Source organism: Sphingobacterium sp. MYb388 (genome assembly GCF_037479535.1).
Classification (GTDB): Bacteria; Bacteroidota; Bacteroidia; order Sphingobacteriales; family Sphingobacteriaceae; genus Sphingobacterium; species Sphingobacterium anhuiense.
In genome coordinates this window covers 88,170-112,576 of record NZ_JBBGYV010000005.1, presented here as the reverse complement: position 1 = coordinate 112,576, position 24,407 = coordinate 88,170, and the positions used below count along the sequence as shown (strand labels likewise).

21 protein-coding genes are annotated in these 24,407 nt (G+C 36.1%); 9 read left to right on the top strand and 12 right to left on the bottom strand.

What is annotated here, in order from left to right; genetic code table 11:
* The first annotated feature begins 45 nt into the window (after window positions 1-45).
* Entirely contained in the window at window positions 46-522 is a 477-nt protein-coding gene (locus tag WH188_RS16865) for a hypothetical protein (protein WP_132842339.1), read from the top strand.
* Window positions 523-591: 69 nt separating this feature from the next.
* On the opposite strand, the gene WH188_RS16860 is transcribed toward WH188_RS16865, so the two are convergent.
* The 3 genes from WH188_RS16860 to WH188_RS16850 form a co-directional block, all read right to left on the bottom strand.
* Window positions 592-1,473, bottom strand: coding sequence for a DMT family transporter (locus tag WH188_RS16860; protein WP_168126940.1), 882 nt, complete (start codon window positions 1,471-1,473; stop codon window positions 592-594).
* The gene (locus WH188_RS16855) at window positions 1,460-2,281 is read right to left on the bottom strand and encodes an alpha/beta hydrolase (RefSeq protein WP_168126941.1); all 822 of its coding nucleotides are present in this window, start codon (window positions 2,279-2,281) and stop codon (window positions 1,460-1,462) included. Before WH188_RS16855 ends, WH188_RS16860 begins: the two co-directional genes overlap by 14 nt.
* A gap of 71 nt (window positions 2,282-2,352) precedes the next feature.
* A complete protein-coding gene (locus WH188_RS16850) occupies window positions 2,353-2,925 on the bottom strand; it encodes a Crp/Fnr family transcriptional regulator (protein WP_132772994.1) in 573 nt (190 codons plus the stop codon).
* A 207-nt stretch (window positions 2,926-3,132) separates the two neighbouring features.
* Here WH188_RS16850 and WH188_RS16845 point away from each other — a divergent pair, with 207 nt between their 5' ends.
* The 3 genes from WH188_RS16845 to WH188_RS16835 all read left to right on the top strand — a co-directional run bounded on the left by WH188_RS16845 (window position 3,133) and on the right by WH188_RS16835 (window position 4,591).
* Entirely contained in the window at window positions 3,133-3,519 is a 387-nt protein-coding gene (locus WH188_RS16845; RefSeq protein ID WP_168126942.1) for a ribosomal maturation YjgA family protein, read from the top strand.
* Window positions 3,520-3,585: 66 nt separating this feature from the next.
* Complete coding sequence (locus WH188_RS16840; protein WP_168126943.1) at window positions 3,586-4,047, top strand: VOC family protein; 462 nt, start codon at window positions 3,586-3,588, stop codon at window positions 4,045-4,047.
* Between the two features lie 49 nt (window positions 4,048-4,096).
* Window positions 4,097-4,591 (top strand): GNAT family N-acetyltransferase, encoded by a 495-nt coding sequence (locus WH188_RS16835; protein ID WP_168126944.1) that lies wholly within the window; start codon window positions 4,097-4,099, stop codon window positions 4,589-4,591.
* Window positions 4,592-4,795: 204 nt separating this feature from the next.
* On the opposite strand, the gene WH188_RS16830 is transcribed toward WH188_RS16835, so the two are convergent.
* From WH188_RS16830 to WH188_RS16815, 4 genes are read right to left on the bottom strand one after another with little or no spacing between them, the layout of a single operon-like run.
* Window positions 4,796-6,229, bottom strand: a complete 1,434-nt coding sequence (locus WH188_RS16830; protein ID WP_339424429.1) for a c-type cytochrome domain-containing protein — start codon at window positions 6,227-6,229, stop codon at window positions 4,796-4,798.
* Window positions 6,226-7,107, bottom strand: coding sequence for a sugar phosphate isomerase/epimerase family protein (locus tag WH188_RS16825; protein ID WP_237682749.1), 882 nt, complete (start codon window positions 7,105-7,107; stop codon window positions 6,226-6,228). The genes WH188_RS16830 and WH188_RS16825 overlap by 4 nt, the downstream gene beginning before the upstream one ends.
* A gap of 12 nt (window positions 7,108-7,119) precedes the next feature.
* Window positions 7,120-8,613: a DUF1501 domain-containing protein gene (locus WH188_RS16820; protein ID WP_132773005.1), complete on the bottom strand. Its 1,494-nt coding sequence runs from the start codon at window positions 8,611-8,613 to the stop codon at window positions 7,120-7,122.
* Between the two features lie 5 nt (window positions 8,614-8,618).
* The gene (locus WH188_RS16815) at window positions 8,619-11,375 is read right to left on the bottom strand and encodes a DUF1553 domain-containing protein (RefSeq protein ID WP_168126945.1); all 2,757 of its coding nucleotides are present in this window, start codon (window positions 11,373-11,375) and stop codon (window positions 8,619-8,621) included.
* Between the two features lie 584 nt (window positions 11,376-11,959).
* Between WH188_RS16815 and WH188_RS16810 the strand changes: the two genes are divergently transcribed.
* Together WH188_RS16810 and WH188_RS16805 are read left to right on the top strand one after the other, a co-directional pair.
* Window positions 11,960-12,868: an AraC family transcriptional regulator gene (locus WH188_RS16810; protein ID WP_168126946.1), complete on the top strand. Its 909-nt coding sequence runs from the start codon at window positions 11,960-11,962 to the stop codon at window positions 12,866-12,868.
* Between the two features lie 163 nt (window positions 12,869-13,031).
* A complete protein-coding gene (locus WH188_RS16805) occupies window positions 13,032-14,852 on the top strand; it encodes an alpha-L-fucosidase (RefSeq protein WP_168126947.1) in 1,821 nt (606 codons plus the stop codon).
* A 137-nt stretch (window positions 14,853-14,989) separates the two neighbouring features.
* Here the strand turns inward: WH188_RS16805 and WH188_RS16800 are convergent, their stop codons facing one another.
* The 4 genes from WH188_RS16800 to WH188_RS16785 form a co-directional block, all read right to left on the bottom strand.
* Window positions 14,990-15,910 (bottom strand): dihydrodipicolinate synthase family protein, encoded by a 921-nt coding sequence (locus tag WH188_RS16800; RefSeq protein ID WP_132773011.1) that lies wholly within the window; start codon window positions 15,908-15,910, stop codon window positions 14,990-14,992.
* A gap of 117 nt (window positions 15,911-16,027) precedes the next feature.
* Window positions 16,028-17,566: a SusD family outer membrane lipoprotein NanU gene (gene nanU, locus WH188_RS16795; RefSeq protein WP_168126948.1), complete on the bottom strand. Its 1,539-nt coding sequence runs from the start codon at window positions 17,564-17,566 to the stop codon at window positions 16,028-16,030.
* 20 nt (window positions 17,567-17,586) lie between these two features.
* Complete coding sequence (locus tag WH188_RS16790) at window positions 17,587-20,244, bottom strand: SusC/RagA family TonB-linked outer membrane protein (RefSeq protein ID WP_339424448.1); 2,658 nt, start codon at window positions 20,242-20,244, stop codon at window positions 17,587-17,589.
* 29 nt (window positions 20,245-20,273) lie between these two features.
* Entirely contained in the window at window positions 20,274-20,885 is a 612-nt protein-coding gene (locus WH188_RS16785; RefSeq protein ID WP_339424428.1) for a carboxypeptidase-like regulatory domain-containing protein, read from the bottom strand.
* Window positions 20,886-21,023: 138 nt separating this feature from the next.
* Here WH188_RS16785 and WH188_RS16780 point away from each other — a divergent pair, with 138 nt between their 5' ends.
* Window positions 21,024-21,755 (top strand): FadR/GntR family transcriptional regulator, encoded by a 732-nt coding sequence (locus WH188_RS16780; RefSeq protein WP_021189128.1) that lies wholly within the window; start codon window positions 21,024-21,026, stop codon window positions 21,753-21,755.
* 187 nt (window positions 21,756-21,942) lie between these two features.
* Window positions 21,943-22,845, top strand: coding sequence for a DMT family transporter (locus tag WH188_RS16775; RefSeq protein WP_339424447.1), 903 nt, complete (start codon window positions 21,943-21,945; stop codon window positions 22,843-22,845).
* A 45-nt stretch (window positions 22,846-22,890) separates the two neighbouring features.
* Here WH188_RS16775 and WH188_RS16770 read toward each other — a convergent pair whose 3' ends face one another.
* A complete protein-coding gene (locus WH188_RS16770) occupies window positions 22,891-23,220 on the bottom strand; it encodes a DUF3276 family protein (RefSeq protein WP_132773015.1) in 330 nt (109 codons plus the stop codon).
* A gap of 284 nt (window positions 23,221-23,504) precedes the next feature.
* Between WH188_RS16770 and WH188_RS16765 the strand changes: the two genes are divergently transcribed.
* Window positions 23,505-24,407, top strand: coding sequence for a LiaF transmembrane domain-containing protein (locus WH188_RS16765; RefSeq protein WP_132773016.1), 903 nt, complete (start codon window positions 23,505-23,507; stop codon window positions 24,405-24,407).

Below are 24,407 nucleotides of genomic sequence, written 5' to 3'. Positions count from 1 at the left end.
AATCTATGGAAATTTGCTATCACAAAATAAATAAAATTAGTAATTATGAAAAAAGTAAATGTAAAAATAGCACTTTTAGGGATTTTGTCAGCGCTGACATTTAGCATGTTGACGATAGGCTGTAGCAAGGATGATGATAATACAATACCAGAACAAAAGGGAAGTCACTATAAAATCACAGTAACCCTTAACAATGTAAATGCTGACCAGGATTTTGTTTCGATTGCTGTGGCAGGAGGAAATCCAGGCGGAAAAACAGATGTCTGGAAAGTTAATGGTGTCGTGAAAACAGGTGAATCGGCTATTGGATTAGGCGATACTGATTTCACTGGTCCTACTAAAACATACGTTATTGAAACGACAGAACCGATTCGCGCATTTTCGGGCGGTGTACAAATAATCAATTATGGCGCACCTTTATCTGTAGACTATAAAATAGAAGTAGATGGTAAAGTTAAAGTTACTGAAAATCCTACACTAACAGGAGATGGTGCGAACTTAACGAAACAATATTCGTTCTAAGATTCTTACCTATTTATATTATTTATAATAGATTTTATTTAAAATCTCGTGATATAACAAGAAAAGCCTCTATCGAGGCTTTTCTTGTTTATTGATTAATACAATAGCAAACAGAATCAATATAATTCCACCCCACTGTATTGTATGAACTGACTCATTTAATATAATTACTGCCGATAATATCGATACAGGAATCTCCAAGCTGGCAAAGATATTACCAAGTGAAATTCCAACTTGCGGAATACCTTTAGTGAAAAGAAGTGGAGGCAGAATAGTTCCAAAAATCGCAATCATAATTCCCCAATATAAACTGACCGCACTCATTTGTTCGACAATATGAATATTCCAGAATAAAAAAACTAAGATTAATCCACCAAGAACAAGATACTTACTTCGTAAATGACTGGGTACATCTAAAGCTACGGAACTTGAAGCAAAGAGTGACAAAGTGTATGAGGCTCCGGCTCCTAATCCCAATAGAAGACCTTTTACGCTGATATTAAGTTCAGTTTCAAAAATATTTGTCGCAAGCACTGTACCAATTAAAACAATGATTACACCGATTATTTTAGCTGTAGTGGGTCGTTTTTTATGGACAACAATCTCCACAATGAGACTAATCCAGATAGACTGCATGAGAAGAATAATTCCTACGGATACAGGAATATACTGAATCGAAAGGTAGTATAATGTGGTTGTGAGTCCAAGTGATGTTCCCCAAAATACCAATCTTGACTTTGATCTGAAAGATACAATAACCTTCTTCTCCCCTCTTCTTTTTTTCCAGATCAGGTCGAGGAATAATAGAAATATAAATCCAATAAAAAATTGCCAAAATGTTAGGGCACTTGTCCCTATACCTAAACCATTCGCATATTTAACGATAGTCGCCAATAATCCGTAGCTAATGGCGCCTGCAAGTACATAAATAACTGCTTTAAAGTTTTTCATAGTAAAAGTAGTTATTAAATAAAGCCAATTGATTGGAAAGCGATCTGCTCCAGTAAGCGGTATCGTGACGACCATTTGATTCCTGGTAAATATGATCTACATTTGCCTTTATCAGCTGATTATGAAAGTCACGATTCATACCGATCATCTGCTCGTCCTGAATACCGCAGTCCAAAATATAAAACTGATCAGCAGTTTGCATTTTTGCGAACTTACTGGATGTCAGAAATGCTCGATCTAACTGTTCGTATTGACCTAATACTTGATCAACTTGGTATCCATGATAAGCTTCTCCAAATCGAGTAAAATCCAATGCTCCACATGAACTGCCTACTAATGAGAATGATTTTGAGTAGGTAACACCAATATTTATAGCGCCATAGCCTCCCATACTCCAACCGAGAATCCCTCTACTTTCTCTATGAGCAAAGACTGGATAATGTGCGTCTACATAGTTTACTAATTCATCTCCAATAAAAGTTTGATATTGTGATCCTATGTCGACGGGACTATCGACATACCAGCTGTTAAAATTAGCATCAGGTAAAATATAAATAGTTTGGTAAAGTTCCGACTTTGCGACAAGATCTGGAATATCTTGCTGATGAGTTCTTTCGGAATTGCCACTATAACCGTGCAAAATATAAACAGATTTATAGCTTTTCTCCGCTATTATATGAGGTGTGATAATGACCACTGGAATTTTCTTGTTCATTTTCGCACTATAAACATGTTCATGGACTATGTGTTGTCCAAAAACAGGAAGTATTAATGTAAAAATAAAGCACATCATTGCAATTTTTTTCATCTTCTTATTGTTTTAATTCAAGACAAAAGTCAAGTTTCAAAAGATGAAAAACGTTTACATATGTTGAAGGATTAAAAATTTAATTCTTTTCGTATTCGACTGAGTTGTGTTGGCGTAATGCCAAGATAGGAGGCAATATGATGTTGCTTAAGTCTTTTAAACAATTTCTGATTTTCATAAAGCTTGATATAACGTATTTTTGCTGTATCCCATTTCAGGTCGATTTCCAAAGGCTCTTTTTTTACAACCCAATTTTTCTCTAAATAATGAATATGAAACAATGCAAGATCGTGATATTTGATCAGCAATTCACGAAAAACTTGAGCAGGATACATAATTACTTCACAATCTTCAAGCGCTATGATGTGGAATAAACTTGGCTTATGTTCAATAATTGCGGCTGTGGAAGCCACAAAGCTATTCTCTTCAAAGAAAAGTTTGAAAATTGTATTACCACTCTCATTAATAGTATAGTAACCCAGCAATCCTTTACGAACATAATAATAATAACGTGCCATATCTCCCGCTCTTAAAATTAAATCATTCTTTTTAAAAGAGTGTATTTTGCAGATTGCCTTCAGAGCATCTGCTGTTTCTTCAGATAGTGAATAATAGGCATTTATCTGTTTCAAAAAATCATCCATGTCGAGTTGAATTACTATCCGCTAAATTAGGTAATGAAAAATAAATATTAGACTATATTCTGTATGCATTAATAATCACTTGGCATAAATTACCACCAGCTTCCCGAAATATTTAGTTATTTTCGCTAGATCGCTATTTATAAAACATCAGCTTTAAAAGAATATATTTTAAAAGTGTTTTAAGAAATTTTGAAATGTTGCTAATACATGATAAAAAACAGTAAAAATAAAAGAACAACCTACGTTGGTTTAGTAGCTATCACAATAATACTTGGTTTGGTTTCTAGAAGAATTGATTTTGTTCCTGCAATAACAGGCGACGTGTTATACGCTATAATGGTATATTGGATCTTTCGTTTTCTATTTTTTACGCGTCCACTCCTATTTTCAATTATACTCACTCTAGTTTTCTGCTTTTCGATAGAATGCATGCAATTAATACAAACTTCCTTCTTTATTTATATCAGAAACAACCCAGTTCTTCGTCTTGTTTTTGGGCAAGGTTTTCTCTGGTCAGATCTATTCGGTTATATCGCGGGTACCGGTATTGCCTATCTATTGGACAGAACTCTTAGAAAAACTTTAGAGAATTAAAAGTCAGAACTATAGTATCATGATAATAACTGTATTAGATATTTATTTATAATAAAAAAGAAACTTATGATTAAAGGATTATTTGAAACTCATATTGAAGTGAGTAATTTGGAAAATGCAATCACATTCTATTCAAAAAAAATAAATTTGGAATTAGCTTTCATTGACCACCCACGTCGAATCGCATTTTTATGGCTGACTGCAGATAAAAAGGCGATGTTAGGTTTATGGGAAAAAAATACCTCTATACAAAAAAGACACTTCGCATTTCAATGTGATCTCGAGTTTGTACGCGACGATGCAGTATCTTGGTTAGAAAAAAATGATCTAAAACCTTACAATTTCTTGAAAGATGATTCGACAGAACCTATGGTTTTTGCATGGATGCCAGCACTTGCAATCTATTTTGATGATCCTGATGGCAATAGTTTGGAATTCATCAGTATGCTTGAAGGAAAAGGGCAACCAGAACATGGTGTACTGCGCTATGCCGATTGGTTAAAAGTAGTAGGAAAACATGAAAAGTAAATAAATTCATATTTAAAGACATCTCTATTTATCGATATTTTCACATCTTATGACCACCCAGCTAACTTTTAAAAAATATACCGAAGAAGACTTTTCAGACTATCTTAATCTTGTTAAAGAAGATGACCTGATGCAATACATCACCGGAAAAGGTCTATCTGAAACAGATGCTAAGAGAAGGTTTGCATTTATCTTAGATTTAGGCAAACAGCATGATTCTCTTGGTTATTACCAAGTATTGGATACAGCTACTGATCAAATCATTGGTGATTGCAAACTAGTCTTCTACAAAAGAAATATCCATATTTTTGAAATTGGTTATTTACTGCGAAAAGAGCATTGGAAAAAAGGTCTAGGAACTAAAATTTGTGAATATTTGTTATCCCAAGCGTCGACCGTCAATAAAGAAAATGATGTAATTGCTATCATTCACCCAGAAAATATCGCTTCAAGAAAACTAGTCGAAAAATTTAATTTTAAAAGCTATTTTAAAGGAAATGAAGATGGTACTACAATCGAAAAGCTGATATTAAAACGGACTTAAAAAAGATATATCCTGTATACATATCATCCTTCAAAATACCCAGTAACAATTCACTATATAATCATAAAAACTCATTATTACAATGATTCTTAGAACAGCATTAAATAAAATAAAGTTGTTTCTTAAGATATCATTCCCAAGAAACAACATTAAAATGTGCGCTGTACGGACATACCAACAATCAGCGAAATTGATCTATCGTTATTAGTAACGAACGGTATCAGAAGCTAGAAATGGTAACTGATAAGATCCTGTGTCGATCAGAACTTGTTTTGATATCTTCCTTAAATTTTCAACACTTGCCAACGTCGCTTTTGTCTGATAGGCATAGATTTGTTTCAATTTTGGCATTTTATTGAGCTTTTCTAACCCTTTATCAGTAACTGGCACTGCAAATAAATTTAGATAGGATAAAGCTGGATGTCCATTCAGATGTTCAAGTCCTAAATCTGTAATTTTTGTATTTTCTAAATGTAACTTCATTAGGTTTGGGAACTCGGCCATCATCTTGAGGCTTTGATCAGTTATAGCGGTATTCCCTAATTTCAACTGCACAATGTTATCCTTGATCTTTAAAAGATCTTTTAAGTCTTGATCCTTAAATTCAGGATAGTTAATTGCGTTGATGGTTACATATTCACTATTACCTGCAATAGGCAAAACTTTAATTCCTTTTGCTTGTAACTGCTGTACAAAATCAGCCGGTAGCTTTTTTGCCTCCGGTAATTCTTCAAATGGAGAAGTCGGTTCACTTCCCTTTTCTAATTTCCCTAAAATTTCTTTTATTTCTGCTGTCTGCGCCAAGTCACTTGATTTTTTAGCAAAATCAGCACCTTCTTTCACCCACCATCCGATCAACTTAATTTGTTCTGCAGTAATTGGCTTGCGGCCTTTTGGAGGCATTCTTTTCTTATGACCCTCTGGCAATATCAATCGCGCATATAATTCACTCTTTTCTAAATCATTTGCAACCAGTACTGTCCCACCATCACCACCTTTTAATAAATGTGCTTGATCGTGAAGAGCAAAACCACCTTCTTGCTTTTTCTCGCCGTGACAACTTTGACATCGCTGTTTAAGAATGGGCTGAATAATTCCGGAATATACCTGCGTTTGTTGCACATTAGTCAGTAAAACAGGTTCTTCAGATGCATCCTCTATCCCGACAACAGTTTTAATCGCTGTAGGAAGCGCATCTGTAAAATACCCTTTCCCATGTGTTAAAGTACCTCCAAAGTGACCAGTAATGCCAATAAGAATAAACATCAAAAATAATAATGTATCACGCTTAGATTTAAACTTTTCAATGAATGAATTACGAACACCTTCCTTATATAAAAAATATAAAAAAAGACTAATAGCAGCAACTGCAAGTCCTAACCACTGATGGAAATTCAAAGTATCTTGCTCATAACCGCCTTGTAAAGACAACAGATACCCTGTAAAACAAGCGAATATAGCCGCCACACTACCAAACAATAAGGATAATGATATTGCTGGGCCTATATTCTTATAATTTTCCTTTCTTGAGAAAAGTGCCAATACACAGGCAATAACTAACATTCCAATAGGAAGATGTACCATAACTGGGTGCCATCTTCCTGTAAAATTCATTAACTCTTCAAAAAACAACATCATGATTTATAGCGTGTCTTTAAAAGATTTAACATAAAGACATTGATACTCCATTGATCGGCTACAGGCTGTTGTGTATAAGGTAAAGTCGGTAAATATCCAGCGGGACCAAATTCAGTTGTTATGGTTAGGACTTTTGCTTTACTTTCTTTGTGAATACGTACAATTTCATCCCACCATGCCAAATGCTGATCCAAAATAGATTTCCATTCTGGAGCTGCGGGATCATTAACCTGTGGTCCTTGCGGATGACCAACACGGGCGTGTATATGTCCAGTTTTTAAAAGCGCCAATTGAACGGCTTCTTTCTGATCTGATAACATGGACTCATGAACATTACACCAATGTGATATATCTAATGTTAAACGCAAATGCGGAATCTCTTCTAAATATTTTTTTGTAATATGTGCGGCAAAGCTAAATCGGCCGCGGTGTGTTTCATGTCTAACTGGGATACCCGTTTTTTTAGAAATGGCTTCTGCTGCATCAATCAAAGCTTTATTTTGTTCAAACGTATAATACTCTTTTCCAGTATGACAATTAATATAATCTGGTTTTTGTTGCGCGGCATCCTCAACATTTTTTATAAAAGAAGCAAGATACTGATCAAAATTGGCACCGCCACCTCCACTTAATAAACCCAAAGAAAGGTTATGTTTTTTTAAAGCATTAAACATGGCTGTACGCTCTTCCCCTGCCGCTGGAAGCCAGGTCTCTAAACCATCAAATCCAGCCTGACTTACTCGAGCACAGTAGCTGTCCCATGACTCTGACATACCCCAATTGGTACAATAGAACTTTATTTTTAAATTATTATTCACTTGAGCTTGATTTGGTTGAGCCCATAAAATAAAAAGCATAATGCTGTATATATATTTCATTCCAATTATTTATTAAACAACTGCACTAATCAGGTTACCTTCAACATCCGTTAAACGGAATGGTCTGCCCTGAAATTCATAAGTAAATTTTTCATGATCGAAACCGAGCAAATGAAGCATTGTCGCATGTACATCATGAACGGACGATCTTCCGCTTACACCCGTAAACCCGATTTCATCGGTCTCTCCATAGGTCACCCCTTTCTTGACACCGCCTCCTGCCATCCAGATCGTATAGGCATCAGTATGATGATCACGTCCTAAAAAGGGCATATCGCTATTATCTCTATTTTCCTGCATTGGAGTTCGTCCAAATTCTCCTCCCCACACTACAAGCGTTTCGTCCAGCAATCCACGTTGCTTAAGATCCATAATCAATGCGGTCATAGGTCTGTCAATTTCCCTACATTTATTACGGAAACCATAATCGATAGAATCGGAGGCATTAGTTCCATGGCTATCCCATCCCCAATCAAACAACTGTACATAACGGACTCCTTGTTCGACCAGTTTTCGTGCTAATAAACAATTATTCGCAAAAGACTCTTTACCCGGTTCTGTACCATATAATTCATGAATATGCGCCGGTTCTTGACTGATGTCCATAACCTCTGGAACCGCGACCTGCATTTTGTAAGCCATCTCATATTGGGCTATTCGAGATAATGTTTCAGGATCCTTATAGGTATTATATTCGTCCTTGTTGACTTCATTAATCGCATCGATAGCATGTCTCTTTAAGTCTCTGCTCATGCCTTCCGGATCGGCAAGATATAGAACAGGATCACCTTTCGAACGGCATTGCACACCCTGATATACTGAAGGTAAGAATCCTGATCCCCAAACACTTTTTCCGGCATCAGGAGTCTTTCCTCCTGAAGTCAATACTACGAAACCTGGCAAGTTGCTATTTTCTGATCCTAAACCATAAGTTACCCAAGATCCGATACTAGGCCTACCCAATCTTGCACTACCAGTTTGCATAAACATCTGTGCAGGACCATGATTAAACTGGTCTGTATGTACAGCCTTTAAAAAGCTTACATCGTCCACAACTTTACTAAAATGCGGTAGATGATCGGAAACCCAAGCTCCACTTTGCCCATACTGTTTGAAAGTCGCTTGAGGACCTAGCATTTTAGGAGTACCTCTGATAAATGCAAAAGTTTTACCTGCTAATAGTGACTCAGGACAGGGTTGATTATGTAATGTCTGCAACACTGGCTTATAGTCAAAAAGTTCCAATTGTGAAGGAGCCCCTGCCATATGCAAGTAAATGACACTTTTTGCTTTTCCAGGAAAATGAGGTGATTTTGGTACAAGTGGATTTAATGCATTTAAATCTATAGCTCCAGATCCACTGGAGTTCCCTCCACAACTTGCCAAAAAACTTGCTAATGCTATGCTTCCAACACCTGCCACACAATCTTTCAAAAAATGTCTACGCGTTACCGCCTGCAATTTCTGCTGTTGCAATTCACGAAATAATTTATCGAGATCTTTCATGTCGTTTAAGATTTTGTAAGAAATTCATCCAGATTTAATAAAGCATTGGCTACCACCATGTAGGCAGCCTTTGATGTTAAAGATGGATCTTTTAAATCACTCGCATTAACAGCCATGAATTTAGCCGCCTCTGCCGGTTTTTTATTAAAATTTTGTAATGCTTCTTTATATAATTTTTCCAGTGCAACCACTTTTTCTGCACTCGGATTTTTTAACATCAGTTTCTTATAACCATAAGAAATTATTTTTTTAGAATCTCCTGCTCCTTCTTTCTGCATGAGTGTCGAAAGATGTTTAGCTGCCTCCAGATAAACGGGATCATTTAACGTGGTTAATGCTTGTAATGGAGTATTTGTTCTGATCCGATCAACCAAACAGACCTCTCGACTCGATGCATCAAAAGAAATAAATGAAGGATAAGGACTTGTCCGTTTTAAAAATGTATATAACCCCCTTCTAAATTGATCTTCACCTGTACTTGTTGCCCACGATTCACCACTATATACCGTCATCCATACACCATCCGGCTGATAGGGCATCACCGAAGGTCCATACATTTTAGAACTTAGAAGACCACTTACGGCTAATGTCTGATCCCGAATCTGCTCTGCCGAAAGTCTGAACCGTGGTCCTCTCGCTAGAAATATATTAGCCGGATCTTTCTCCGCATCTCCTTGATTTAAACTCGATGATTGCTTATAGGTGAAAGACATAACAATATCCTTAATAAGCGCTTTCATACTCCACTTTTTATTTTGCATGAGATCTAGCGCTAAGTAATCCAATAAATCAATATGCATAGATGGTGTACTCTGCGTCCCCATATCTCCTAGTGGTTCCACCAACCCGCGTCCAAATAATTGCGCCCAAATTCGATTTACCAAAGTACGTGCTGTCAAAGGATTATCTTTACTTACAATCCATTTAGCAAAGCCCAATCTATTGTTAGGAGCTCCCTTTGGAAAAGGGTTTAATGTTTCAGGAACTGCAGGTTGCACCTCTTTACCTAGCGCTAATCTATTTCCTCGCTCAAAAACATGTGTTTTACGATGCATTTCTGCAGGATTTTCAATCATCACAGGTACACTTTCAGGATTTGTATTAATCAGTTGCATAAAGTTATTTTGCATACGCTGGGACTCCGGGTCTGCAGATACTGGAAACCCTTCGCGCAATGCGAACCACTCAATCATACAAATCGGCTGATCTTTTGCTGCTGTTGCATTCTTAAATATTAAATAAAGGTCATGAACTCCGGTATCTTCCTTCAGATCTGCTTGAATAACTTGTCTTCCTGAAGTACTAGGCAATTGGACTGTCGTCAGTAACGGGCCTGTTTTACTACCCTTTCTGACTTCTATGGCACCTCCATTTAATGATGTCCAATAATTAATATAAAATTGCTTTTTACCCTGCAAGGTGATGTGTTTCAATCGAGCACTTCCTCCTGAACGTATTCCGAGCCATTTAGTATCATACAAAGCGCCATTTTCAACCTGATCACTATAATGTGCATGAATTTTTGGTTCCAATGTATGCAAGAATAAGTCTGTAGAACGAATCAGCTTTTGATTCCCTTTCTGGGTCAACCAAGATTTGATACTATCCACTCTGCTTTCATCTTCGGCCTTATAGAACCGCAACCTTGGATGATCACCTTGGGTATCTTCATCTCGTGTATTATTAAAAAAAGCAACAGATTTATAATACTCTTCAAATTTAAATGGATCGTAAGTATGGCTGTGACACTGTACACACTCAAAAGTTGTACTTAGCCAAACCTGGTAAGTTGTATTGACCCGATCTAGAACAGAGGCCACACGAAACTCTTCACTGTCGGTCCCCCCTTCATCATTATTCATTGTATTCCTGTGAAAAGCAGTTGCAATAAGTTGATCTTTAGTTGGATCAGGTAATAAGTCACCCGCTAATTGCTGTACCGTAAATTCGTCGAAAGGCATATCCTTATTAAAAGCTTTAATGAGCCAATCGCGATAAGGCCATATTTGTCTTGACCCATCCTTTTCATAACCTTTAGTATCCGCATATCGGGCTAAGTCCAGCCACCAACTAGCCCATTTTTCACCATACTGTTGTGAAGCTAGTAAACTATCAACTCTTAACTCGTAAGCATTTCCCCTCGTATCATTTACAAATGATTGCAATTCGGTTAAACTTGGTGGAATACCGACCACATCTAGATACAATCGTCTCAATAAGGTCTCCTTATCCGCCTCCTTTGAAAAAGACAGGTCTTTCTCTTTCATTTTATCCTGAACGAAATAATCGATATTATTGGATATACCCGATGGATTCATTCCAAATAAACCAGCAAAAGAAAATGGTTTAGGTACTTCCACTTTTTCAGGTAACGTATAAGCCCAGTGCTTGCCCCATTTCGCCCCCTCGTTGATCCATCTTTTCAAGATGTCGATTTCATCATCACTCAATCGTGGTGCATTGTATGGCATTCTTAACTCGGGATCATCAATGGTCAACCGTTTAATAAATTCACTATGATCTGCATCGCCTGCGATTATAGCCGGCTTACCAGACTCTGCCTTAGCAAATGCCTCATTTTCGAAAAGCAAACTAAAACCTCCATTTTTCTTTACGCCACCATGGCAAGTAATGCAATGCTTATTAAGGATAGGTTTCACTTCAGCACTAAAATCAACAGGATCTTCCTTCTTAAAGGTAAACAATCCGACGACCACAATGGCACTCAATAAGAGGGATACGACGACGACTTTCTTTTTCATGTTTAATACGATTTATAACTTCTAAGCTTTTATTTTAAATCGCAGTACAGCGATTTTAAACAAAGCAAATTAGTTGTATTCGCTTATTAGGTTTATAAAATAATACAAAGGTTTTATAATGTATCTTGCTAACAGCAGTTCTTCTTCATTTATAAAAAATAAAATTAAGGATCTTCAACCTCATAAAATACAACCTCATTAACAAATAATGACAGTATATTGACGTTAATACCTTTTTTGTGTAATTTATTTGTTTCTTTCAGCGTCATAGTAAACCTATGTTTAATTTATGATGCTCTTTATAACTTGAAATGCTATGGCTATCATGGAGACTTTTTCCCTTTAAAACTAGCGACCATTTACAATATCAAAAATTTTACTATTCAAGATTTGATCACCTCGCTTATGGGGAGTCGCTCATCCATCACATTGTTCTAATGCTTATTAGCATAAATCAACATCAGCAGTTCATCTTTTACAACTATATATCCCTAAAAAGCGATCAATGATCACAAAAGATCAAAAATTGTTTTATTATACCGAAATTTATATATTCGTAGGTTACAAGCCAATTATCTAGACGAATGAAAGCTAAATTAATAGAAATCAGTCCACTTCCGAAGAAAACAATACATATCAAACATGTGGACGAAGCTTTTTTTAGTAATCCTTTGCACTTTCATGAACTATGCGAACTCGTCCTTATCGAAGAAAGTTACGGCAAACGTATTGTTGGTAATCATATTGACTCATTTAGTGCAGGAGATATGGTATTAATCGGGCCTAACATTCCACATATTTGGCATAATGATGATGCTTTTTTAAAGCCAGACTACCATGAGCGTGCTAAAGCTCTTGTTATTTACTTTCCAGCTGACTTTCTTATTCAATTGACCGATGATCAATCGACAATTCAAGCCATGCAAAAATTTATTGATAAGACTAAAGATGGTTTACGTTTTTATGGGAATACATTAAAAAATGCAATGACACTCATGCGGGATCTAGTCCATAAAGATTCTTTTTCAAAAATAACCGGTTTCCTAAATCTTATAGCATTATTGCATCAAAGTGCCGAATATGATCATTTATCATCAGGGACATATAAACCTGTTTACAGCGAAAAGGATAATAAACGGATAAACATCATTTATGTTTACGTAATGCAAAACTTTAGAGAAACCGTTTCGTTGCAGGAAGCGGCTAGCCTCTTAAATATGAACTCAAATGCTTTCTGCAGGTTCTTCAAAAAACACACCCAAAAATCGTTTTCTAAATTCGTAAATGAAACACGCATAGGACATGCCTGCAAATTGCTGGAAGATAAGAATCTGAATATTTCAGAGGTATGTTATGCTAGCGGTTATCAAAATTTAACAAACTTCAATAAGTTTTTTAAAGAAATTATGAATAAAAATCCGAGAACCTATCGAAAAGAAATGGAAGTAGGTAGATTTAGCGCACCACTTAAATCTATTTCTTCCAATGATTAGTATTATTCACAACGAATAAAATGTCCTAAATAATTATGGTAACATTCATATTCCAAAGTTTTCAAATAAAAAATAATTCGCTTTCTTTGGAACTGATAAAGAATAAAAGTTAAAGGGTATTCTATAGTAGATATATAATATCAACATAAACCATAAAAACTAAATGAAAATAATTAAGAAAATTGCTCTTTTAGGATTATTATCGACAGCAGTATTATCGAGTAATGCGCAATCTATTCCATACGAAGGAGTATCCGGATGGGAGGAAACAAAAGATAGTCGGATGGCGTGGTTCAGAGAAGCCCGATTTGGACTTTTCATCCATTGGGGACTTTACAGTGCCGCTGGAGGTAGCTGGGAAGGAAAACAATATCCACAACATTATGCCGAATGGATTCAAGCATGGGCAAAAGTACCGAGCAAGCCATATGCCGAAGTTTTAAAACCAAAATTCACAGCTTCAAAATTTGATGCCTCTGCTTGGGCATCCCTTGCAGAAGAAGCAGGCATGAAGTATGTTATTATAACCTCACGTCACCACGAAGGATTCTCAATTTTTAATAGTCAACAACCTTATTCATTAAAAAATGACATCACAGGAGGTACTAATATTTCACCTAAAGGACGTGATCTTTACGGAGAAGTCGTTAAAGCTTTTCGTGCTAAAGGTCTAAAAGCGGGTGCTTACTATTCATTATTAGATTGGCAACATCCGGACTCATATGAAGGTCTGTCCTATTTAAACCCCAACCCTACTGGCTATAAGCCCAATCATGAAGTCTATAAAGATTATTTATATGGGCAGGTGAAAGAGCTTGCGAATAATTATGGAGGTCTGGATGTCCTATGGCTTGACTTTAGTAGTAAAAATCATCAGGGTGAGAGCTGGGGTACAAAACGTATTCTTACAGATTTAATTAAATGGCAACCTCGGATTATTGTCAATAACCGTTTCTGGGATGGTCTTGAAAATAAAAATGGGGATATTGGAACTCCCGAAAAATATATACCACCAACAGGTCTTCCGGGTATGGACTGGGAAGTGAGCCACACGATGAATGAAAGCTATGGCTATAGTGCACATGACCAGAACTGGAAATCATTTGATAAAACAATGCGTCTATTTATCGAAACAGTAAGTAAAGGTGGAAATTTCCTACTCAATGTTGGTCCGGATGGTGAAGGTGCTATTCCAGAGAAAGCCGTCAAGCTGCTTAAGGACATCGGTAAATGGATGAAAGTAAATAATGAATCCATATATGGAACCACTGCAAGTCCGTTTCAAGGATTAGATTGGGGCTACTGTACTCAAAAAGATGGTAAACTATATTTCCATGTATTCGATATTCCATCAAATGGCAGTATAGAAGTACCATTGGCTAGTACTATTCATAAAGCCTATTTATTAGGAAGTTCTAAAAAATCATTAAAGATATCAAAATCTGCTGCGGGAAAAACAATCCAATTACCTGCGGACTTTAAAGGACAGATGCCAATGGTTATTGTTGCAGAAATCAAAGGAACTCCTCAAGTAATACAGCAACAGATATTAACTCAAAAAGATGGTAGAATAATCTTAACGGCTAACAATGCTAAATTAATCGGTACTGGAGGAATTAAACTTATTGGCGCAACGACTCATGATCCGAATCGTCCAAATGCAATTGGCGACTGGTCTAAAAAATCCGATCAAGTGGCGTGGGATGTAAAAATCCAGCGTCCTGGCACCTATAAGATAGTCGTTAATTATCTTCCGCACGAGCAAAAATCAGGAACTATTTCGCTAAGTCTCGGAACGAACAACTTATCTTATCAACTCAAGGCAACCAAAGGTAGCCAATTTGTAGATGTTGAAACAGGAACATTTGAAATTTCACAACAGGCACTTGGAGACACCGCTTTAAAAGCGGAACTAAAAGCGCTTGAAATTACGGGAAATTCATTACCTGAGATTAGTTCAATCAGTCTCGTTCCTGTCAAATAAACTGAAATAAATAGACAGCTAAGAGCCTGTTTCCATCTTTAAAAAGTAAATGGAAACGGGCTCTTTTCATTTAAATTTGATGTCGAGTTTCACAAAAAATGAAAAATATTTTTTGTTTTCAATTAATTGCCGTTAAACTATTTTGAACAGAAAGAATTAAAATTCAATTTTTTAACATCAGATTCGAATGATTTATATTGCTCTGCAGTCATATTTTTGACTGGTAGTCGAAATTCTCCACAGTCTAGTCCAACCTGTTTCATATATGCCTTACCTACTGAAATACCGCCATATTTTCCAAGAAGGGTAATCATATCAATAGATTGTTGCTGAAGATCATTTGCCCTGTCGAAATCACCATCATCAAATGCTTTGATCAGGTCATAATATAATGGTGCGGCATAATTGTAAGTACTCCCAACCGCTCCCCTTGCTCCTAATACTAGAGCAGATAGCATATTCTCATCTCTGCCCCACAGCATATCATACTTTCGATCCGCATAGTTCATACACGATAGAAAATCCATAAAGTCTTCATGTGTGTACTTAATTCCTGCAAAATTCGGAATTTTGCCATCTACTGCTTTCAGTAAATCAATCATTGGAAAATTACCACCTGTCAACACCGGAATATGATAATAATAGAATGCCGTATTGGGAGCTGCTTCAGCAACAGCGGCACAACATTTAGCTAGCTGATCCACATTTGAAGGCTTGAAGTAAAATGGTGATGTAAATGAAATAGCGTCTACGCCTTCTGCTTCAGCAATTGTGGCCAACTCTCGGCATTCTTTAATGTTTGTACCTCCTAAGAGAATCATTAAACTAAAATCAGGATCGCTTTTTGTTAACTTGGTCCATGCTTTTAAGACATCGACTTTTTCTTGAAAAGTTAATGAAACTCCTTCACCTGTTGATCCACAGATAAAGCCTCCCGTAACCTTATTATTTTTTAAAGACTGGTAGTAATTTGGTATTTGTGCTAAATTTAATGCTCCATTCTCGTCAAATGGTGTGAAAGGGGCGGCAATTAAGCCATCTATTTTTTTTGTGATCATATATAATAATTAGATTTTTCTAAAGTGAAATTCTACTCCGTTATGGAGTAGAATTTTTGTGGTTAGGTTCCGGAATAACCGGGATTTTGTTATTGCAGTACTTGTATTTTAGTAAAATTAAAACTCAGGATAACCAGCCGTTTGTTTAAGAGCTCTGTTGTTGGTTAAAGAAGTACGATCAATAGGCCAAAACAATTTATAGGATTCTTGTGCAGATAAACCTGTATGTAAAAACACATACTGATCTCCAAATCTTCTGAGATCATACCAATATTTGCCTTCTCCTAAAAATTCCAATTTTCGTTCCTGCAATATCGCTTCATTTGCATTTTTATCCACTGCTTGATTTGGATATCCAAATACACTTTCACTATAATTACTTCCAAAAGCACGGGTACGAATCTGATTGATTTCTTCTTTTGGATTTTCTCCTAAAATTACTTTAGCTTCTGCCATCAATAGTAATAGATCAGCATAGCGATACAATGCATAGTCATTGGTGTAGGCCCTAGAACCCGCATTTTGCTCACCCTGATATTTCTTAAGGAAGCAGCCAGCAATTTTATAGTTTCCATTACCATCTTTAGTGTATGCAGCCTGAATAGATATATTTTTACGGGTATCTAGGTCATTATAATTACGATATGTACTAATACGCGTTGGTATCCTTAATAAGCCTCCATAATTATCTTGTGTTACGCTAAATTTACGATTAGTCAATGAATCAGAAAAGTTAACAAGAATATTTGAATTGGGAACAAAATCAGTAATAAATCCAAGAGTAGCCTCGTTCAGTTTATGTCGAAGCACAAATATCATCTCATTATTGCCCCTACTTTTTACATCATTTACGTTATTAAAGTCTGTTTGCAAAGCTAATGGCAAATTGGATTTCACATCTGTAAGTGCGTTTTTCGCAATAGTAGCATCTGGTTTACCGCCCTCACGATGCGCTGACCACAAATAGACCTCTGCTTTGAGCATTAAAGTCGCATTTTTAGACCAAAAAGAACGTTCTTGACGTATAGAATAATCAGTACCAAAAGCTGAAATTGAGCTTTCTAAGTCCGCTTTGATCAATTTCATAACATCAGCGGCCGGTGATGCAGCTTTCGCTAAATTGGAAACATCAATATTGCTTGGTAATGCATCTGTTTGAATGACAACATCTCCCCAGGTACGATACAATTGAAAATAGTAAAAAGAACGCATACCATGTGCAATCCCAAGGTAATAATTCTTGCTTCCTTCAGTAAGCACAGTTGTTGTATTTAGTTTACTAATCATCAAATTAAGCTGATTAATCTGTTCATACAAATTAGCAAAATTAGTCACTCCAGAATTATCCATATCTAGATTGTGTTGCCACATTCTTTCTAAACCTTGTGATGCTTCACCTGTGAAGGACGCCGTAGTTCCTGGATCATTACCAAATAGACCGGCACGTAATTCACCTAAAAGTAAAAAATTACGTTCATTCGTTCTAAATCTTGAATGCAAACCCACAGCAAACGCTTCAAATTGATCAGCTGTCTTCCAATAAATTTCATCACTATAGTTACTGATCGGTGTAAGTTCTAAATCATTCGTACAGGAGTTTAATCCCATACAGATTAGGCTTCCTAAAAAAAGATATGTTAATATTGTTTTTTTCATGATAGTTTCAATTAATACAATTAAAAAGAAAGTTGAACGCCCAATACATAAGACCTCGGAGTTGGATATGTACCTCCATATACGCCTGTTGTTACATTATTTACATCTACTGGCGGTTCAGGTGTTGGTCCAGAAAATTTAGTGATATAAAATAGGTTGTTCGCACTTACATACACTCGAGCACGTGAAAGAATATGAGTTTTTGAGTGCAACCATTTCGGAAGATCGTAAGAAAGCGTAATCTCACGAAGAGCTAAGTAATCTCCTTTCTCATAAAATCTTGAGTTATTACTGTTCAAATTTGGATTTGCATTATTTCCTCTTGTATAGTTTTGTTTCGATCCTAAAACCTGATCTGCAAAGTAAACTTTTGGAATATCTGTATCTGTATTCGTTGGAGACCATGCCTGTTTTTGCATTTCTAAATAATTAAAAGTCCCTTGATAATTACCTAATGTACGTGCTACCAAATCATTATAAATAGTATGACCCAATGCAAATTCCCAATTAGAAAACATACTGAATCCTTTATAACTCATGTTTGTTGTAAAGCCACCAGTCCATTTAGGGTTGATGTTCCCTATATACACTTGATCACGAGAATCAATAATATTATTACCGTCAACGTCCTGCCAGTTTACATCTCCTGGTGTTATACGTCCATTTTTCCCAATTGGTAGATTCGGTCCAGTAATTCCGGCAATATTATCAGTCCTATTTCCTGCGATTTGATTTACTTCTGCATCGTCCTTAAAGATAGAAACCTGCTTGTAAGCATAAATATCCCCCAAAGTATGACCTTCTTGATAGCCCCCAACCCACTTCACCTGACCCGAAACTGGGTCATAGATTTGCAAACCACCCTGTCTATTATTTTCATTCCCATTATAAGGAAGTTCAAGAATTTTGTTTTTAACAAAAGCTGCATTTGCGCCTATACTTAAGTTAAAACCTTCAGGATCTTTTAATATTTGAGATTGAACAGCAATTTCAAATCCTTTATTTTGAAGCGTTCCTAAATTTGTTGTAATGGAAGGGAAACCAGTATAACTTGGTAATAGCAAATTAGTTAACAAATTACTTGTGCGACGATCATAATAATCTAATAATACTGTAACACGATTGTTCAGTATGCCTAAGTCTAAACCAGCACCTGTTGTTTTACTTGTTTCCCAGGCTAGATTCTTATTTACTGGTGAAGTATTTAAATAACCTGCAAGACCATTGTAACTAGGCTGCACGTTGTACACTCCCTGTACTTGGTAACGCTCTAATCCTGCAATATTTCCGTTCTCCCCATAACTTAATCGTGGTTTGAACGTAGTAATATATTTTGAAAGAACAGATTTTTTAAAAAACTCTTCCTGATGCATATTCCAGCCGGCAGATGCTCCCGGAAAAAATCCGGTACGGTTGCCGCGTGCCAGTATTGAAGTTCCATCCAATCGATAAACAGCATTCACCAAAATTCTGCCATCATAATCATATGCAAGACGTCCCATGGAAGAAATGATGCGGTATTCAGACGCAGTGCTTGTATTATTTCCTACAGGAAAAACGGTAGAGGCATTGACGGTAGTGATATCATCTGTAGGTGCATTTTTTCCATACACTTGCATGTAATCAGTCTTAACCTTAAAATATTCCGCACCTACCATTGCTGAAATATTATGCTTTTCGGCAATGCTTTTCGAATAATTCAAGATACCATTAAACTGTGTTTGAAAATCTCTATTCAAGTTACGGTAAGCATCTCTTGAAGTACTACCAATGGTTTGTGGATTTGAAAAAATGTTAGAATATGTTTGTGTTGACATCTGAAAAGATTCATTTAACACTTCTTTCATATAGGCATTAGCTGTTGCCTTGAAATAAAGTCCGGGAATAATGTCCCATTTTAATGAAGCATTTGCCACAATACGATTCGTTTCATTTTTACGCTTTAACCGACCTAACCAGTATAGGGGATTACCATCACTTGCAGAAACTCCCGGATTTGGCTGTGTTTGCGCTTCATCAATCCACGGATTAAAAGTAGGCCAAATTGCTAATGTCCTATAAAGTGCATTGGTTTCCGTAGATGGAGTACCATATTGAGAAGCAGTAGAGAGTGTAACATTGGTAGATACTTCCACATTTGGTTTTAACTTATATGAACCATTGATATCTCCTGTATACCTTTTATAGCTAGATCCAACTATAACCCCATCTTCATCATAAGCATCAAACGCTGCGAAATACTTTCCTTTCTCATTCCCTCCAGTGACATTTACATAATGATCTTTCGTATAAGTATTTCTAAATAAAGCATTCTCTACTTCACCACTATGATCTTTATAAATTATCTGGCCTCCATAGGGATCATCAACAAGCTTCCAACCCTCATTTAATAATGGCTTTAATTCATCGGTGAATTTTCTAATGTCAAATGAAGCATTGTAAGCAGGATCAGAAGAAATCCCTAGTCCCCTTGAACTATTGACAGATTCCAATGATCGTCCAGCATTTAAATAGCCTTGCCGTGTATATTTTATATAATCACCCGCATTCATATATGCATAGCCGGCTCTACGTTGATTATATCCTCCTACAAATTTATATGATACATTAGCAGTACCCGATTTACCTGTTTTTGTAGTTACAAGAAGTACTCCATTATTTGCTCTAGCACCATAAATAGCTGTTGCAGAAGCATCTTTTAATAAGTCTATCGATTCAATATTTCAGAACTAATATCATTCAAATCACGAATTACCCCATCAACAATAACTAACGGCCCTCCTGGGTTATTAATAGAAGCTCCTCCTCGTAACTTTAGCATGGGAGCTGCACCTGGTTGACCAGATTTATTGACAACCTGTAATCCCGGAATACTTCCTTGAAGTGCAGTTGCAACATTAGATCTAGGAGAATTTTGAAGTACCTCTTTATCAAGTTTAGCAATAGATCCGGTCACACTTCTCCTACTCTGTGTTCCATAGCCCACAACAACAACCTCATCAATTTGCTGATTGGAAGATTCTAATTTAATTTCCAAGGATTCTGCCTGTCCAACTTTTACTTCCTGAGGTTTGTATCCTGTAGAAGTAATGACCAGGATCGCATTCGGATTTGTCGGTAAAATAAAGGAACCATCAGCTTTTGTTTGTAAAGATTGTTTACTTCCCTTCACGTTAATAGTTACATTTCCCAAAACTTCTCCTGTAACGGCATCTCTGACTTTACCTTGAATGTTTCGATCCTGCGCATGGATTACAGCTAGATTTCCTGCTAGCATAGACCAGAGTAATAAATGTTTTAATTTTCGGTTTGAATACATATTGGTTATTATTAAGTATTACATAAAGCAAATTTATATAATTTAATTTGTAAAAAACAACATTAAATTAACATTATGTACAACATACTTGTAAAAATTTATATGTATATTTGTTTTTAGGCGTATAAATGCACTTTTATGAGTACAAATCCAACATTGATCAATTTTGTTAACACCATTGATACCTCTTCACTCGTTGATAAAGTGGAGAAAGAAATCATCAATTTATTCATTAGTCAGGGATTAAAAATAGGCGATGCACTTCCCAAGGAATTAGAATTAGCGGAAACTTTAGGAGTAAGCCGCACGGTGATCCGAGAAGCAATGTTACGTTTAAGACTAGTAGGCTTAGTAGAATCTAAAAAACATAGAGGTGCTGTATTAACCAGTCCGGATCTGATCAGTCCGATGAAAAAATCGCTTTACCCAACGATCATGGATGATAAGACACTGCGTGATTTATTTGAAATGAGATTGATATTGGAACTTGGAATGGCAGATTTACTTTATCAAAGAATTACTCCTGCAGATATTCAAGAATTAGAAGTAATTGTTGCTAAAGAATCAAATGATAATGACAACAGCATATTTGATATCGAAACAGAAGTTGCATTCCATGGTAAATTATATGAGATCAGTGGGAATATCATGCTTAAAGATTTTCAAAATCTTCTTTTACCAGTCTTTAAATTTGTACATTCGAGTGGCATGCTGATTGAAAAGTCAAATTCAAAGAATTTTATATCTCACCGTGGCTTGGTGGACATATTAAAGGTAGGAACTCCTGAAGTTTTCAGAAATGCGATGCGCCAGCACTTAGATAATCACTTTCAACGTATACAACAATACGATAACAAACCTATTGATTAAAGATTCAATATTTCATCATAACTTATTACTATACAGCAACTGCTTTCATACCAGAAGTATGAAAGCAGTGTATCTCATACCTATCAACTTGCTACTTAAATGTTAAGTATAATGAATATGTAGCGCTCCCGTAGCCGACTTCATTCGAACAACATCTATATTTATTCTAATTTTATAGCTCACTTCTATTTACCTTTATGCCCACAAAAAAAGTACGATTTATAAAGGCTTTTCTTTAGCAATTGCAGCGGCTATCCTATGGGGAGTATCTGGGACATTAGCACAATTTCTATTTCAAAAAAGGGAAATAAATGTTGAATGGTTGATTACAGTTCGTATGTTACTATCTGGCATCTGCTTACTAAGCTTTGCAAAAACTAGCGAAAGAGCGCCTATATTTAAAATTTGGAAAACTAAAAATGACCGTTTACAACTACTTGCCTTTAGCATTTTTGGTATGCTGGCTGTACAATATACTTATTTTGCGGCCATTAAGCATTCGAATGCCGCTACCGCTACTGTGCTACAATATGCTGGTCCAATCATAATCGCCATCTATTTAGCGTTTAAGCATAAAAGATTACCCAGCCTTTTAGAATTATTTGCTATTATTCTGGCAATAATTGGAACTTTTCTATTAGTCACAAATGGTAATATCAATACCCTCGCCATATCCAATACCGCGCTGTTTTTTGGCTTAGCCTCTGCGGTCGCACTAGCGATCTACACTTTAATGCCGATAACATTACTATCAAAACACAAATCCTCTGTAGTGATTGGCTGGTCTCTCCTTTGTGGTGGTATTGCCTTCAGTTTCATGAAAGCACCTTGGGATATTCAGGGCGTTTGGGATACTAAAACTTATTTATTTACGGCACTCATTATTCTTTTCGGAACTGTTTTTCCATTTTACTTCTATCTGACTTCCGTAAAATTAATCGGTGGACAGAAAGCGAGTCTGTTAGCATCAGCTGAGCCTCTTTCTGCCACATTTTTGGCCGTATCTTGGCTTCATGTTCCCTTTTCCTTGTGGGATTGGATAGGAACTTTCTGCATTATCGCTACGGTCTTCATATTAAGTAAAAAATAAAAAAGGCTGTAAGATTATTACAGCCTTTAAATAATTTATAAAATCTTAGAAAGAAAAATCATCTTTAGATGATTCACTTACATATGCTGGATCATCAAAATTAGGCTCGTAGCGTTTTTCAAGAACTTCCTGATTCGATTTAATGTATTCAACAACATCTGTCAAACCCTCTGCAAATTTCTCAAAGTCTTCTTTATACAAGAATATTTTGTGTTTAATAAACTGGCCGTCTTCAAAACGTTTCTTGCTTTCAGTGATGGTAATGTAGTAATCGTTAGACCGTGTAGCCTTTACATCAAAAAAATAGGTACGCTTACCCGCTCTCACTTTTTTTGAAAAAACCTCTTCTCGCTCTTTGTTTTCAAAATCTCCCATTGGTTATTATTTAAGTTTAAGTTATCTTAATCTTTGATAAATATATAATATTTAGCATGTAACTTCCAAATATTATTCAAAAAAAATAAATTTTGAATCTATGATAAGCTCTTTTAACGAACTTGATTTTTATATTTAGCCGATAAATGTCACCTATCGCTCCTCAACGATATTTTTTCACCGAGGATTTTATTACATTTACCGAATATTATTGATCGATTACCTATTTCAATTACTTCGGGTTATATAACAACTATACCTTTGAAGTATAAATTTTAAAAGTCATGGAAAAAGAGCCATTCGTACCAAAAAGCAACAACAGTAAAAATATCATAGGTGGTATCATCATACTCATCGGTATTCTATTACTATTAAAAAATTTAGATTTAGACTTCTTCTTCCCTTCATGGATATTTGGCTGGTATATGATTTTGATTATTATCGGTCTTGTAATAGGTGTCAATTCTAATTTTCAAAAAAAATCTTCTATCATCTTAATTGCGGTTGGTCTAGCATTTCTAGCTAGAAGAATCATGCACACCGATTTTGGAGGAATTATATTCCCGATCTTGATTATTGGATTAGGAGCATATTTTATCATGGGAAGAAAAAAAGGTTTACCTCCTATGCCTCCCATGCCTATCAACCCGAGTGGTCCTCCAAAGCCTCCCGTAGACTTTGACTGGGATAAGCGTGTTATCGATCCGGCAACTGAAAATGATCAACAAACAGTAGCTGAAAATGACGAGACAAGCGGAAACGCCAACAGCAATACAAATAGCAATCAAGGTCTGCCTAATGAGCAGGCCTTTGCCACTCCATATTATGCACAGACAGAAAATAGCTTTGAAGATGTTTTAAATGTCAATTCCATCTTTGCAAGCCTCAAAAAATTTATTCTATCTAAAAATTTTAGAGGTGGTAACATAGCTTGTATGTTCGGTAGCGTATCCATTGATCTGACACAGGCGGATATAACCGACATAGCCGTAATTGATGCTTTCCAAATGTTCGGAAGTGCTAAAATTATTGTTCCTGCGAATTGGACCGTTTATTCTAACGTTTCATCCGTGTTCGGTGATGTTGATGACCGACGTTTCAATGTAGGTCTAACAAGAGATCCAGCTAAAAAATTATATATCACAGGTACTTGTCTTTTTGGAAATTTAACCATTAGAAATGCCTAG

What these genes read in the sequence shown, in the direction of transcription:
- WH188_RS16865 (WP_132842339.1), top strand. Translation starts at nt 46, where the DNA reads ATGAAAAAAGTAAATGTAAAAATAGCACTTTTAGGGATTTTGTCAGCG.
- WH188_RS16860 (WP_168126940.1), bottom strand. Translation starts at nt 1,473, where the DNA reads ATGAAAAACTTTAAAGCAGTTATTTATGTACTTGCAGGCGCCATTAGC.
- WH188_RS16855 (WP_168126941.1), bottom strand. Translation starts at nt 2,281, where the DNA reads ATGAAAAAAATTGCAATGATGTGCTTTATTTTTACATTAATACTTCCT.
- WH188_RS16850 (WP_132772994.1), bottom strand. Translation starts at nt 2,925, where the DNA reads ATGGATGATTTTTTGAAACAGATAAATGCCTATTATTCACTATCTGAA.
- WH188_RS16845 (WP_168126942.1), top strand. Translation starts at nt 3,133, where the DNA reads ATGATAAAAAACAGTAAAAATAAAAGAACAACCTACGTTGGTTTAGTA.
- WH188_RS16840 (WP_168126943.1), top strand. Translation starts at nt 3,586, where the DNA reads ATGATTAAAGGATTATTTGAAACTCATATTGAAGTGAGTAATTTGGAA.
- WH188_RS16835 (WP_168126944.1), top strand. Translation starts at nt 4,097, where the DNA reads ATGACCACCCAGCTAACTTTTAAAAAATATACCGAAGAAGACTTTTCA.
- WH188_RS16830 (WP_339424429.1), bottom strand. Translation starts at nt 6,229, where the DNA reads ATGATGTTGTTTTTTGAAGAGTTAATGAATTTTACAGGAAGATGGCAC.
- WH188_RS16825 (WP_237682749.1), bottom strand. Translation starts at nt 7,107, where the DNA reads ATGAAATATATATACAGCATTATGCTTTTTATTTTATGGGCTCAACCA.
- WH188_RS16820 (WP_132773005.1), bottom strand. Translation starts at nt 8,613, where the DNA reads ATGAAAGATCTCGATAAATTATTTCGTGAATTGCAACAGCAGAAATTG.
- WH188_RS16815 (WP_168126945.1), bottom strand. Translation starts at nt 11,375, where the DNA reads ATGAAAAAGAAAGTCGTCGTCGTATCCCTCTTATTGAGTGCCATTGTG.
- WH188_RS16810 (WP_168126946.1), top strand. Translation starts at nt 11,960, where the DNA reads ATGAAAGCTAAATTAATAGAAATCAGTCCACTTCCGAAGAAAACAATA.
- WH188_RS16805 (WP_168126947.1), top strand. Translation starts at nt 13,032, where the DNA reads ATGAAAATAATTAAGAAAATTGCTCTTTTAGGATTATTATCGACAGCA.
- WH188_RS16800 (WP_132773011.1), bottom strand. Translation starts at nt 15,910, where the DNA reads ATGATCACAAAAAAAATAGATGGCTTAATTGCCGCCCCTTTCACACCA.
- nanU (WP_168126948.1), bottom strand. Translation starts at nt 17,566, where the DNA reads ATGAAAAAAACAATATTAACATATCTTTTTTTAGGAAGCCTAATCTGT.
- WH188_RS16785 (WP_339424428.1), bottom strand. Translation starts at nt 20,885, where the DNA reads ATGTATTCAAACCGAAAATTAAAACATTTATTACTCTGGTCTATGCTA.
- WH188_RS16780 (WP_021189128.1), top strand. Translation starts at nt 21,024, where the DNA reads ATGAGTACAAATCCAACATTGATCAATTTTGTTAACACCATTGATACC.
- WH188_RS16770 (WP_132773015.1), bottom strand. Translation starts at nt 23,220, where the DNA reads ATGGGAGATTTTGAAAACAAAGAGCGAGAAGAGGTTTTTTCAAAAAAA.
- WH188_RS16765 (WP_132773016.1), top strand. Translation starts at nt 23,505, where the DNA reads ATGGAAAAAGAGCCATTCGTACCAAAAAGCAACAACAGTAAAAATATC.